At 59.4% G+C, this 13,499-nt stretch carries 11 protein-coding genes; 2 read left to right on the plus strand and 9 right to left on the minus strand.

The window, feature by feature from the left end:
• Positions 1-56: 56 nt before the first annotated feature.
• Entirely contained in the window at positions 57-509 is a 453-nt protein-coding gene (locus tag FY152_21445) for a MarR family transcriptional regulator (GenBank protein ID UXS34671.1), read from the minus strand.
• Positions 510-704: 195 nt separating this feature from the next.
• Here FY152_21445 and FY152_21450 point away from each other — a divergent pair, with 195 nt between their 5' ends.
• Entirely contained in the window at positions 705-1,433 is a 729-nt protein-coding gene (locus tag FY152_21450) for an alpha/beta hydrolase (GenBank protein UXS35145.1), read from the plus strand.
• A 160-nt stretch (positions 1,434-1,593) separates the two neighbouring features.
• Here FY152_21450 and FY152_21455 read toward each other — a convergent pair whose 3' ends face one another.
• From FY152_21455 to FY152_21490, 8 genes are all read right to left on the minus strand, one after another.
• A complete protein-coding gene (locus FY152_21455; GenBank protein UXS34672.1) occupies positions 1,594-2,400 on the minus strand; it encodes an ABC transporter ATP-binding protein in 807 nt (268 codons plus the stop codon).
• Positions 2,393-3,397, minus strand: a complete 1,005-nt coding sequence (locus tag FY152_21460) for an iron ABC transporter permease (GenBank protein UXS34673.1) — start codon at positions 3,395-3,397, stop codon at positions 2,393-2,395. Before FY152_21460 ends, FY152_21455 begins: the two co-directional genes overlap by 8 nt.
• Complete coding sequence (locus tag FY152_21465; protein ID UXS35146.1) at positions 3,394-4,398, minus strand: iron ABC transporter permease; 1,005 nt, start codon at positions 4,396-4,398, stop codon at positions 3,394-3,396. Before FY152_21465 ends, FY152_21460 begins: the two co-directional genes overlap by 4 nt.
• Before the next feature lie 14 nt (positions 4,399-4,412).
• On the minus strand, positions 4,413-5,336 hold the full coding sequence (locus tag FY152_21470; protein UXS34674.1) for an ABC transporter substrate-binding protein: 924 nt from the start codon (positions 5,334-5,336) through the stop codon (positions 4,413-4,415).
• Between the two features lie 58 nt (positions 5,337-5,394).
• A complete protein-coding gene (locus FY152_21475; GenBank protein ID UXS34675.1) occupies positions 5,395-7,539 on the minus strand; it encodes a TonB-dependent siderophore receptor in 2,145 nt (714 codons plus the stop codon).
• 280 nt (positions 7,540-7,819) lie between these two features.
• Positions 7,820-8,686 (minus strand): MurR/RpiR family transcriptional regulator, encoded by an 867-nt coding sequence (locus FY152_21480; protein UXS34676.1) that lies wholly within the window; start codon positions 8,684-8,686, stop codon positions 7,820-7,822.
• A gap of 171 nt (positions 8,687-8,857) precedes the next feature.
• Positions 8,858-10,789, minus strand: coding sequence for a DUF5054 domain-containing protein (locus FY152_21485; GenBank protein UXS34677.1), 1,932 nt, complete (start codon positions 10,787-10,789; stop codon positions 8,858-8,860).
• An 11-nt stretch (positions 10,790-10,800) separates the two neighbouring features.
• Entirely contained in the window at positions 10,801-11,841 is a 1,041-nt protein-coding gene (locus FY152_21490; GenBank protein UXS34678.1) for a LacI family transcriptional regulator, read from the minus strand.
• Between the two features lie 286 nt (positions 11,842-12,127).
• On the opposite strand from FY152_21490, the gene FY152_21495 reads away from it, so the two are divergent.
• Complete coding sequence (locus FY152_21495) at positions 12,128-13,492, plus strand: extracellular solute-binding protein (protein UXS34679.1); 1,365 nt, start codon at positions 12,128-12,130, stop codon at positions 13,490-13,492.
• The last annotated feature ends 7 nt before the right edge of the window (positions 13,493-13,499 follow it).

The raw sequence follows: 13,499 nt of genomic DNA on the forward strand, positions 1-13,499 counted from the left end.
CGGCAGGCAATGATGGCCGGCCGGCAATGGGGCCGGACATTTGGACGCGCTTGCGTCTAGGACTGCTCGTTGTCCGCGCGGGTAAGCCCGTCTCTCAGCGATTGAACCTTCTCGTTCAGATCGATCATCTGGGGTATGGTAAACCCGGAGCGGCGCAGCAGCGCATCCGTGAGGCAGCCGGTTTTCGGATGCAGTTCCGTTCCCTTCGGGGTCAGGAATACCTCGACCAGACGCTCGTCGGTCGTGCTACGCCGGCGTAAGAGGAAGCCGGCGGTCTCCAGCCGTTTCACCGCCGGTGTGATCGTGCTCGGCTCCAGGCCGAGCCTATCGGCTATGGCGGATATCGTCAGGCCATCGCGTTCCCATAGGGCGCTGAGGGCAAGATATTGGGTATAGGTGACGCCGAGTGCATCGAGCATGGGTTTATAGGCCCGGTTGATCGCAATCGCGGCGGAATAGATCGAGAAGCACAATTGGCTGTCCAGCGGTAGGGTCGGGGCGTCGGTCACGTTTCATCTCCAAAATTTTCTGCGAGTGTTTTCATTACATTATCACAGAAATCGTTATCGCGATAATAAAAATATGGACAGATAAAATTTAATGGCATACAAGATAATTATCGCGATAATTATTATTGCGAAATAAACAAAACAGGAGTTACGCACATGCTCAAGAATGTCCTGCTTGCCGCCGCCTCCATCGTTGTGGCCGCCACCGGCGCCTCCATCGCATCGGCGCAGAATGACGCCGCCGTCAAAAACATCGTCCTTGTCCACGGTGGTTTCGCTGATGGTTCCGGCTGGAAGGGCGTCTATGATATCCTGAAGAAGGATGGTTACACCGTCAGTATCGTCCAGAACCCGACCACCTCCCTTGCCGATGACGTTGCCGTCACCAAGCGCGCCATCGACCAGCTGAATGGCCCTGTCGTGCTCGTCGGCCATTCCTATGGCGGTGTTGTCATCAGCGAAGCCGGCACCCATGAGAAGGTCCAGTCGGTCGTCTACATCGCCGCTTTTGCCCCGGATAAGGGGGAGTCGGTTTCATCGCTGATCGCCAATCCGCCGGAAGGTGCTCCCGTTCCGCCGATCCTGCCTCCGGTGGATGGCTTCCTGTTCCTCGACAAGGCAAAATTTGCGGCTTCCTTTGCCGCCGACGTTGACCCGCAAACCGCTGCTTTCATGGCGGATTCCCAGGTTCCGTGGGGTGTTGAAGCCCTGGCTGGCGCCGTGACCGAGCCGGCCTGGAAGGCAAAGCCGAGCTTCTATCTGGTCGCTTCCGACGACCGCATGATCCCGCCGCCAGCCCAGCGCCTGATGGCAAAGCGCGCCGGCGCCGACGTCACGGAAGTTCCCGGCAGCCATGCCGTCTATGTCTCCAACCCGCAAGCTGTTGCCGACATTATCGAAAAGGCGGCAAAAGCCAGGGACTGAGACGCGCAAAAGTGAAATTGAAACGATAACCGGGGAAATGATCCCCGGTTTTCAGGCTGACGCCCCAAAGGAACCAGTCGCCAGCGGTGGTTTCAGGGTTAAGCCCCAAACCTCCCCCCAGAGTACAAAGCGAAGGCTTCGTGCACCCACACATTCCCGGTCAGCTATTCGATTTACTGCCGAGAGGCAGACACAGTGGCGTGCCATCGGCGGGATGCGGAATGACCATCGCCTCGACCCCGAAAATGGCGTTGATGAGGTGTGGGGTCAGCAGGGCGGAGGGGCTGCCTGTGGCGAGTATGCCGCCATCTGCAAGGGCTACCAGGTGGTCGGCATATTGCGCAGCGTGGTTGAGGTCATGCACAACCATGACGATCGTTCGGCCTTCGTCTGTGTTCAGCTTTCTCAGGAGGTCGAGAATTTCCAGCTGATGGGCGATGTCGAGATAGGTCGTCGGCTCATCGAGCAGGAGGAGCGGAGTCTCCTGCGCCAGCGCCATGGCAATCCAGGCGCGCTGCCTTTGACCACCCGACAGCCGATCGAGCTCGCGCTCGGCAAGGTCAAGAAGGCCGGTGGAGGCCAGGGCCTGTTCGACAATCTCTTCGTCGTGCCGGCTCGGGCGAGACAGGATGCCTTTGTGCGGATGGCGACCGAAACGGCAGAGTTGTCTGACGGTCAGCCCATCCGGAGATACCGGGCTCTGCGGCAACAGGGCAAGCGATTGTGCAACCGTTCTTGCGGCCATCGTTCTGATTGGTTTGCCATCAAGATAGACCGTGCCGGAGGAGGGGTGAATGACACGCGCGAGCGTGCGCAGCAGTGTCGACTTGCCACTGCCGTTTGCGCCGATCAGGGCCGTGATTTTCCCATCCGGTATGGCGAGATCGACATCGTTCAATACAGGGGCGGCGGCATAGCCGACGGTGATTTTTTCGCAGTGAAGGCGTGTCGGGTGGGCATCAGCCATGGCGACCTGTCTCCTTGATCAATAGAAAGACAAGATAGGGACCGCCGATCACAGCGGCGACGATGCCGGCGGGAATTTCATTCGGCAGGGCGATTATCCGGCCGATCAGATCTGCCGAAGAAAGGGCAAGGGCGCCGATAAGGGCGCTTGCCGGCACAAGATGGCGTGCGCGGCTGCCGACGAGAATGCGTGCGGCATGCGGTGCGATGAGCCCCAGAAACCCCATGCTTCCCACAGCCGCGACGCCACCGGCGCACAGGAGAACGGATATGAGGATCAGGCCGCCACGCAGGGCAGGTGGTGAAATTCCGATGCTGATCAGCGTATCGTCACCGAAGCCGCCGGCATCCAGCCGTAGCGCAGAGTAGATAACGGCCGGAAGGCAGGCGAGGAGCCAGAGCGAAAGGAAGAGCCCATCGCGTGCCGTGCTGCCATAGACGCTTCCCGCAAGCCAGACCATGGACTGGTCGGCGCGGGAAGGGTGGAGCACCATGATGTATTGCATCAGCGCCTGGGCAAGCATTCCGAGAGCGACGCCCGTCAGCGCGAGCGAGGCAACGCCAGCGAAGCGCCGACCGATGAAAAGGAGCGCGGCCGCACCGAACAGGGCGCCAGCGATCACGCCGAGCGGCACCGACCAGCTCACCCAGGCCGGTGGTGTCGCGAGCCCGGCGAGAAAAGCCCCTAGCCCCGCCCATTTGGTGATGCCGACGACATCCGGAGAGGCGAGTGGATTACGCAGCGCACCCTGCAGGAAAACACCGGCGAGGCCGAAAGAGAGACCTGCAAGAAGGGAGACGGCGATCCGCGGCAGACGGTATTGCATCACGATGAAGGCGTTTTTACCGCCGCCGAGCGCGTCGAGAACCTCGCGAAAACCGAGCGTGACGGCACCCGCCATGATGCCCAGAAGAGCGATGGCCGCAAGCAGCAGAAAAAGGATGCCGCAGACGCCGATGGCACGCGCGTCTGCCTGTCGCTCCAGCGCGCGGCTCATGCACCCCTCCGGCGGTTGAGCAGCAGAAGAAAGGCTGGAGCGCCGATCAGGGCCGTCACGATGCCGACCGGCAGTTCAGACGGAAAAGCGGCGATGCGGCCGAGAAGATCGGCGGTGTTGAGCAGGAGTGGGCCACAGAGCAGGGAGAGGGCAAGGACGGTTGCCTGGTCGCTGCCGACGAGACGCCGGACGATATGCGGCACCAGAAGGCCGATGAAACCTATGGGGCCACTGACGGCAACAGCCGAGCCGGCCAGGACGACGATGAGAACCGCAGCCAGTCCGCCAACGCGCCGCGCATTCTGCCCGAGTGACACGCCGGTGCTTTCATCGAGCGACAGAACGCCGAAATGCCGCCCGGCGACAAGCGCCAATCCACCACCCACCAGCGAGAACGGCAGGATCGTCCAGACCTTGGGCCACTGCGCGCCGTTGACCGAGCCGGCGAGCCAGTAGACGATGTCCTGCGCCGCATTGTTGGCGATCAATATTGCCTGGACGAGGGCGGAGAGCACGAGCTGGATCGAGATGCCGGCAAGGGCGAGTTTCATATCGTTCATTGCCCCGGATACCGAGAGCGCCCACATCGCAAAGCCCACGATGGCAGCGCCCACGAAGGCCGGCCAGACTGTGCCTGCTCCCCGAAGCGCCGGAAAGGCGATCAGGCAGACGACGATGGCAAGCGACGCGCCGGCATTGATGCCGAAGGTCTGCGGCGATGCCAGCGGGTTGCGTGTCAGGGTCTGGATCAGGACACCGGCCACTGCCAGATTGGCGCCGACCAGAACGGCAAGAAGGACGCGCGGCAGGCGGATGTCCCAGACAAGCGCGTTTTCTGGCGATCCGTCGGGAGCCATCAGAAGCCGCAGGGCCGTCATTGGCGACAATTGCGATACACCGAAGGCAATCCCGGCGATCAGGCTTGCGGCCAGAAGCACGAAGAGAAAAGCTGCGACGAGAAGTGGCCGCCGTGTTTTGTTGTCCGGGCCTTTGGAGGCCATCGCCGTCACGATCCCTATCCTGCCCTGTAGACCTTGGCCAGCAGCTCCCGGGCGATCATTTCGGCAGTTCGCAATCCGCGGAACCGGGCGAACTGGTTGCGATCGACTTCGAAGACCATGTTGCTTCGGATCGCCGCGATGTTGGCCCAGGCGGCATTGCCCTTCCATTGGTCAAGCGCGGTGCCGCCCGGGTCGGTAGCGACAAGCAGGATGTCGGGATTGACCGCGATCAGCCGCTCAAGGCTGGCCCCGCTCTCCACCGGATCGGAGGAGCGGAGGGCGGGCACGAGGCCGAGAGCCTCAAAAACCGAGCCGGTGAAGGATGACGAAGTATGAAGGCTCATCGAATCCGGTGTCGCCACCGCAAGCAGAATGCGACGCTGTTCACCGGACGGGATGCGTGCGACCAGTGCGGCGATGGTCTCATCGTGCGCTGCAAGCACCTGCTGGCCCCTGTCGTGTTCGCCGAGGGCGTCGGCAATGGTGGCCACGCTCTCCTTGATGGTCCTGTAGTCACCTTCCCAGCTATTCAGAACGATGGTTGGCGCAATGGCACTCAGCTGGCCATATATGGCGGCGTGCCGCACCTCATCCGCGATGATCAGGTCCGGCGCAAGGGTGCTGACGAGTTCGAGATTGGGTTCAAGCCTTGTGCCGACCGAGGCGTAATCGATGCTCTTGCCCAGCAGCAGCTCGATGCGCTGGCGCTGGTTGTCGTCGGCTATGCCTGCGGGAACGACGCCAAGAGCATCGAGAGCCTGCACGAAGGAGAATTCCAGTGCCACGATGCGGCGTGGTCTGCCGACGATTTCCGTCGAGCCAAGCTGGTGGGCGATGCTTCTTGGCGCGTCCTCGGCGATGCCGGTTCGGGAAAACATGGCCGACGTGATCGTCGAAAGAAGCAGGATGCCTGTTGTTCTGCGAGTAAAGGTAATCATCGATGGTTCCGGAGAGTGCGGCAGGCCGGTACTATACCCGCCCGCAAATTTTACGCGATCAGAAAGCAACCGAGGCACTGACAAAGAAAGTGCGTGGCTGGCCGACGAACTTGCCGCCGTTGTTGTCAGTTGAGCGTGTGAAATATTCGTTGTCGAAGAGGTTTTTCACGCCGAGTGCGAATTTGGGTGCGTTCTTGTTGTTTTCCGGCTGATACGCCAAGCGCAGGTTGACGGTGCCATAGCCCGGTATGTCGCCAAGGCGTCCGGTAGAGTCTTCTTCCGTGACATAGGTCGTGCCGCTTCCGGGGGAGCGCTGCTTCGACTGCGCCGTGACATCCGCATTGATGACCCAGTCTTCATATCGGTAGCTTGCACCGACGGTGCCGAAGTGGCGAGAATAAAAGGGAAGATCTTTCCCCCTGAAATCTCCTGCCTCGTAAACGGCTTCCGTATAGGTGTAGTTCGCATAGACAGAGAGCCCGTCCAGCGATGGGGTGAGGCTGCCGAGATCGTAACGCCCTGCCGCCTCTATACCCTGGTGGGTGGTTGCGCCGAGATTTGTCCACACGCCTTCACCGACGATGTTGCGGCTGAGCAGCAGTTCCTTGTCGAAATCGATGTAGAAGGCCGTCAATTCCCCGCTCAAGGCATCGCCCTGATAATGCGTGCCGATTTCATATGTCTTTGCTTTTTCAGGATTAAGGCCATCCGTGGTCGAGGCAAGATGGCTATATTGCTGAGGCCCGAAGGAAACGCCGGCATTTCCAAAGACGCTCCAGGCATCGTTGATCTGGTAGGCGACAGAGAGCGTGGGCAGCAGTTCGTTCGCGTCGAATTGCGGCGAGCGCGATGCGGTCACGACACCACCGGTGACGTCATTGACGGTGTTATTGGTGCTGATCATCTCGTAGCGGACGCCCGGCGTGACGGTCCAGTTGCCGAACTGGATCTTGTCGTCGATATAGATGGCGTGTGCCTTGGTGCCGCCCTCGCTGGTCTGGTAGGTGACCATCGGACGCGTATGGGGATTATAGCCGGGAACGCGGTCGTAATATGCGGTGCGCGCTGCCACCTCGGAGCTTTCCTCCCAGAGATAACGATAGCCGACAGTCACCTCATGCGTGGTGTCGCCGATGTCGAATAGGCGCGAGTAGCGTGGTTCGATGCCGAAATATTCATAGTCGCGCGGTGCCGAAGTCAGGCGATAGCGGTTTGCGCTTGCCCCTGTTCCCTGCTGTTCGACGAAGCTGCCGCGGAACGAATTCACATAATAGCCGAGGATCTCGAAGTTGTTTTCGCCGTCATTGTGCTGATAGCGCAGCGAGATATCATTACGTCGTCCATTGAACTCATCGTATTGCCGTGTCGACTGGAATGGGTCTGCCGCATATTCACCCGTTGTCAGGCCCCCTGGCATTTGCCCTTCGCCGCTGTAGTGGTGATATTGCAGGCTCAGCGTATCCGTATCCGAAAATTCATATTTGCCCTTGAAGATCAGGTCGTCGATATCCGTGCGGTCGTTGCTGTCACGATAGCCGGTGCCATGAATGCCCGAATAGAGAAGTGCGGCCCCAAGCCCGTCATCATTGGTCCCGCCGATCAGGAAACTTGGTGTTGCCTTGGTGCCGCCGCCGAATTCAGCGGAGGAAGACATGCGAACGGTGACGTCATCCGGGATCGGGTGTGTCACGAAATTTATGATTCCGCCGACATTCTGCGGTCCATAGCGTACGGAGCCTGCCCCGCGCACCACATCCACGGTATCGACATTGCCCAGCACGAGAGGGAATAGCGACAATTGCGGCTGGCCATAGGGAGCGTAGGACAGCGGTATGCCGTCCATCAACACGGTGGAGCGTGGTGACAGGCGCGAGGTGAGGCCTCGAACACCGAGGTTTAGAGAGACATCGCTGCCGCCGGTGCCGGCACTTTCCTGCACCTGGACGCCGGGAATCTGGTTGAGGGCGTCACGAATGTCGACAGCGCCGCGCTCTTCCAGCTCCGTTTTGTCCATGATGGTGCGAGCGCCGGGGTGCTTCAGCACCTTTTCCTTGTTGGGCTGCTCCAGCCAGTTGCCGGTAATGGTGATGGCTTCAAGGACGGTTTCGCCGCCATTGGCGCTATCCTGCGCGAAAACGCTGGCGGGTGCGAAGGCGACCGAAGCGAGGAGAACGGAATTTGCTAATCTACGGTAGGAAATCATCAGGGCCCCAGACTGAAAACAGGACAATAAAATTCCTTCCGTGCCGGTACGGCGCGGTAAGGGGATCATCGGTTTGAAATGGCGTGTGGGAGCGGTTGCTTGCGCGCTTCCGCTAGAAAATGATTTTTCGACTATATTTCATGAGTGCCCCTCGACGGAAAATACGGGATCGGCCGCTGTCGCCCGCGGTTATGTCGTCGTCACTACATTATTGAAGTGCGGATATCAATAAAACATTACTGATATCCTCATCTTTTTGAATGGCGCCTTTCGGGATGCGCTATTGCGGTATCTGTTCGCGCAGCCGCGCGAGGCGCTTTCGGCTCTTGAGCGCTCGGTCCTGATTACGCGTGGCAATGCCGTAGGCAAGAATATCGGAGGTGACGACGGCGCCGAGCGTCCAGCTTGCAAGTCCCGCCGCGGATCCGACGCATGTCAGCACTGCGGAAACCCTGTCGCGATAAAGCTCCGTCAGCTGGACGCCGCATACCAGGATGACACGACAGCCGATGTCGCTGACCTGATTGACGATGAGCCGCAATTCGGCCGTGTCGCGGGCGACGTGGAACAGAATGACGACGTCCTCCTGCCGCAGATCAACCAACTCGTTGGCGAGCGAAAAGCCGGACGATCCGGAATGACGGGTTCTCAGCCCGACGCGGCTGAGTGCTGTCGCGCAATGCCTTGCTTCCACCTCGGATCGTCCCATGCCCAGGCACCACACGGTATCGGCGGCATCGAGCAACTGGATCGCATTCGCAAGCGAATCGATCTCCAGTTTTTCTTCACATGAGGTCATGATCTCATGGGCTGTGGAGAAGATGCGTTTTTTGATCCTGCCAAGATCGTCGCCGGTGGCGCGGAACCGCTGCGACAGCCGTTCCGTTGTTGGAACGCTTTTCGCCATGTTGCGGCTGGAGAGCCGCTTGAGTTCCGGCAGGCCGGTGAAGCCGAGCCGTCGCGCCGCACGAATGACCGTTGCGTCGCTCGTACCGCTCTTGGCGGCTATATCTTCCGCGCTTTCGAAGATCAGGATGTCGATCGGCGTTGCCAGTAAATATTCGGCAACAGCCAGTTCCGAACGGCTGAGTTTCGATTTGTGCTGCTGAAAGCGGTCCCGCAACAGCATATTATTGTCGTCGCTCATGCCATTCCCGTTTTGAAAATGAAGTACTCACGACAAACTAGATAGCTGACAAGCCTTTCCATCGAAACAGGAAATCCGCTCACCGATGAGAATGAGCAGCGAAGGGATGAGCGGGCGCCCGCTTCGATCGTGGCGCCCGGCGATTTTCACATCAGTAATCCGAGGCGAAGTTCAGGCGGAAACGCGCAGTCTGAACCGGGCGAGGATATTGCCTTCACACCACATCGGAAAATTGGTGCCCCACTTGTTATTGTGCAAATTGAAGCGGATGCCTTCGGCAAAGCTCGGTCGTTCCCGGCAGAATGTCATGAAATCCCAGCTTGCGGGCGCGACGAGTGGCGTGTCCAGGGGCTCGATCGTGTATTGCAGCCCGTCCGACAATGCTGCGCGAGCAGCGGTGACCGCCTGGAGCTGAGCGCCGCCACTCTCGGCGGTGTTCTCCGCCTTGTGCCAGAGGTCCATCTTCTTGAGATTCCAGGCGATATCACCCTTCGGGGTGAAGGACAGGAAACTTGCCTCGGGCATGCGGTTGGCAGGTTTTTCATGCAGGACGAATGTCAGCAGCAATGTATCCTGATCCTGTGCCAGCCGCAGCGAGACGGTCGGCGGCGCGCCATATTCGGCCGTTGCAAGCGTCGGCAGGGAAAGGAGCAGGCTGTCGCCTTCCGCGGCCAGCAGCTTTGGCAGGAAGGTCTTTGACAGGCCGGTGCCGGAGGCGGCAAGGCCGGGCTTGTCATGGTCGAGAACCGCCCATTCCTGCCGGTGCGTAAGATAGGTATCCATATGACGGGCCACGTCTTTGGCGTCGTAGCTTTCATAACGATAGCTGATAAGCGACCCGTCGCCGCCTTCAATGCGATGGCCTGATGGTGCGATGATGGTGACGATATCCCCTGTCGCAGGATCGATCTCGGCCGACCACGCGCCGGCCTTCAGATTGCCTTCGACGGCTTGTGGCGAGGGCATTGCAGGCGGCGTCACGGCAGCAATGGCTGCCTTCGCCTCGGCATGGTCTTTTTCATCCAGCGCCGACATTGCCTGATCGAGATAGTTTCGCTGCTCCTGCCATGAGGCTTCGGAATAGGTAAAGCGGTGGTCGCTGAGGCGCGCAGCATCGAAATCCTTGCGCGACCAGGCCTTGTCGTCACGCAGATAGGACTTGATGTCGACGCCGCAGGTATGCTCGGCCACCATGGCAAGACCGCGGCCGAAGGCGAGGCGCGAAGTGGTGAGGCCATCGGCGGCGAAACGATCATAGACGCCTTGCAGGGCGAGGAATCGGGATATTTTCTGCGGATCGGTGGCGCTGCCATGAATCCAGCTGTCCGCCAGTTCGAGATCGATGACAGGGAAGCGTTCGCGCTCCTGCCACATCAGCGCACCATAATCCTCAAGGGTGGCTGCCTGGATTGTCGCCTCGGGTTCGCGATGGCGCATTTCACGATAGGTTTCCGCCGTCTGCGGCACGCTCTGCGGGCCGATATTATCGCTGGTATGGGCAAAGCCGAGACCATCCATCATGCCCTCGGGGAAACAGGTTTCGCCATAGGAGCGCTGGTACATGACGACGATTTCCTCGCCGCCCGGCGCGCGCCAGCGGAAAATGTCGGGAACTTCCGGCGGGGGTGAGGCTGTGTTGACGCCAAGATGCAGGAAACGAATGCCGGCTTCGGCAAGCAGCGGCACCATGCCGAGCGTGTGGCCGGGAACGTCGGTCATCTTTGCTGCGATTGTTTTGGTTGCGAAGCGGCGGTCAAGTTCCTGCGAATAGGAGAGCCCGGCGCGGAAGAGATGGGGCGACATCAGTTCCGTATGGGTGGTGAAGGGCAGGCCGTGCCAGCGGATCAGGCCGCGCTCGATCGCTTCTTCAAGCTTTGCGACATCCGAGGCGGGGCGGGTATTGAGATAGTCCCAGATCAGCCACGCGCCAGTCGTCCAGATGAACTTTGGCGCCTCGGGATTTTCTGCATAAAAATGCGCCCCGGTCTCGATGGCCTGCGGGATGAAACGTTCGTGATATTGCTTGCGGACCTTTTCCGCGTGGTCGGTGAAACCAATGTCGAGATGGGTCTTGAAGACCAGATGCACGCGCTTTTTTGTCATATCTTTTCCGTTTAGCCCACGGTACCGCGCACGACGAGACGCGTGCCGAGCGTTTCGACCATGGGGTCTGCGTCGGGGGTTTTGAGCCGCCTCAGGATAAGGCGGACGAGGGCCCGGACGCGATCTTCGAGATCGATCCGGACTGTGGTGAGGTTGTAGCTCTTCCAGTGGGCTTGCGGGATGTCGTCGAAGCCGACCACCTTCACGTCGCCCGGAACGGAAAGGCCGAGATCATGGCGCAGCGCATCGATCGCGCCGAAGGCGCCAACGTCATTGGCAGCAAAGATGGCATCTGCGCCGTCACCGACGCGGAAGAGGTCAAGTGTCGCGCGGTAGGCGGTATCATAGGTATAGTCACCGGCAACGACGATCGGTGGCTCCATGCCCCGTTCGGCGAGAATTTCGGTGATCATGCGCTCGCGCTCGTTGTTTGCGAGCGATTGTTGCTTGCCACCCAGATAGGCAACACGGCGTGCGCCATAACCCTGCAACAATGCAACCGCCTGCTCGATGCCTTCTCTCTGGCGCACCAGAAGACGGTCGTAGATGCTGGAGGTAGGCTTGCCGGAAAACTCCGTGGCATCGTCATAGATAACGTAGATCGGCACCGCGCGGTCGAGAAAGCCGGTCAGCACGTCAGGCGCGATATTTTCCGTGAACGCGATTACCGAATCCGGGTTGAAACCGCGCATATAGGTCAGCAGGGTCTGATCCATGCTGAAATCGGCCTTGGCCTTGAAAAGCAATGTGGCAAAGCCCTCTGCCTGCAATGCCGTCGTCAGTGCGTCAATTTCCTGGCTTTCCCATGGGCTGCACACATCAGGCACAATCATGCCGACAAGGTGCGAGCGGCGCGTGACCAGCGACCGCGCGGCCATGTCGGGCGTGTAATTCAATTCGCGCGCCACCTGCAGGATGCGGTCGCGCTTCTCCGGCTTCAGCGAGGCATTCGGGTTGAATGCACGCGATACAGCGACCCGGGAAACATTGGCTTCGCGCGCCACGAGGTCGGCGGTCGCACGGGCTGCTTTTTTGCTGTTCAGTTCATCCATAGATCGCACTCGGCGCCAAAATGAAAACGTGTTCATTGATGAATTGCCTTTTTGGAGATGTCCGTCAAGCTTGATGTGGTGAAATTACGATAAATCTGGTCAAATTCTTCGTTTTTATGGTTCGTATTCAGGTTTGTAATTTTTTCTGATGAACGCCCTGTTGACAAAAATGAAAGCGTGTTCATTCTTGGTGGCGGGATGAGGCGGGGACCGGAGGAGTTCTAGTTTGCCGGATCCTCGAAAAGCGCGCGCCGTCGCGCCGAACTATTTTTTGGGAGGACTTTCAATGCGCAGGAGCATCAAAACTCTGTTGTTGGGTGCCACAGCAGCAATCGCGCTGTCGGGCCCGGTCTTGGCCGCGACGGAGCTCAACATTACCTGCCGCTGCGTGATCGGCGGTGTTAATTCCGGCATGGCGGAATGGATTCAGAAGGCCGTTATTCCCGCCTTCACGGAAAAAATGAAGGCCGATGGCAAGGATGTCACGGTCAAGCTGACCCAGTTTGGCGGCGAGGACGAGCAGCTGACGCAGCAGCTCGCGCTTGATTTCTCCACTGGTGCAGGCCCGGATATTTCCAATTTCGACGGCTTCATGATCCCGAGCTTTGTGCAGGGCGGCCTATTGAAGTCGCTCGAAGAGATTGCCGGCCCCGCGGCGGCATCCTGGGAGGGCTGGAAGCATATCTCGGAAGGTTCTCAGGCCCTGATGAGCTACCAGGGCAAGCCCTATGGCATCGCGCTTGGCACCGATGCGCGCATGATTTTCGTGCGCAAGGACGTATTCAAGAAGGCTGGCATCGATGCCGACGGCTGGCAGCCGAAGTCCTGGGACGAACTCCTCGAAGCCGCCCGCAAGATCAAGGCTGCCGATCCTGAAAGCTTCCCGCTGCAGCTGAATGCCGGCGTCTCAATGGGCGAAGCCACGACGATGCAGGGCTACTGGATGGCGCTGCTCGGCACCGGTGAGCAAGTTACCGATGAAAACGGCAAATACATCGTTTCCAGCCAGGGCATCCTCGATACGCTGAAGCTCTATAAGACAATCTATCTGGACGAGAAGCTTGGAGACCAGCGGGCTCAGCTGCTGGCCGATGGCCGTAACCGCAGCTTTGCCAATTTCCGCAATGGCAAAACCGCCATGCTGGTCGAAGGCGACTGGTTCTATCGCTCCGTCACCAAGCCGGGCGCCGAATTCGAAGTCGCTGACCGTGACAATGTCATGACCTGGAAAAAGATGCCTTCCGAAAAGCCCGGCCGTGGCCTGCGTGGTCAGGATTTTGTCACCATGTCTGGCGGCACCGGTTTTGTCATCAATCCCAATACGGATACGCCGCAGGAAGCCTGGGAACTGCTCTCTTTCATGAACAGCAAGGAACAGCTTGATGCCTTTCAGGCGATCCAGCCTGCGATCCGCATCCGAAATGACGTACCGATCCCGAATTCACCCTTCCTGACGGAAACCGCCAAGACATTGCTGCCGATCACCACCGCGCGCCCAAATGACGCGAACTACAACAAGGTTTCCGCTGAAATTCAGCGCATGACCGAACGCGTGGTTTCCGGCGAGCTCTCGCCGGAGGATGCAATGGCTCAGTTCAAGACCGCCGTGATCGGTATCGTCGGTGCAGAAAATACGGTTAGCCGCCTCTGAGGCATAA

This window comes from Agrobacterium tumefaciens (assembly GCA_025560025.1).
Classification (GTDB): domain Bacteria; phylum Pseudomonadota; class Alphaproteobacteria; order Rhizobiales; family Rhizobiaceae; genus Agrobacterium.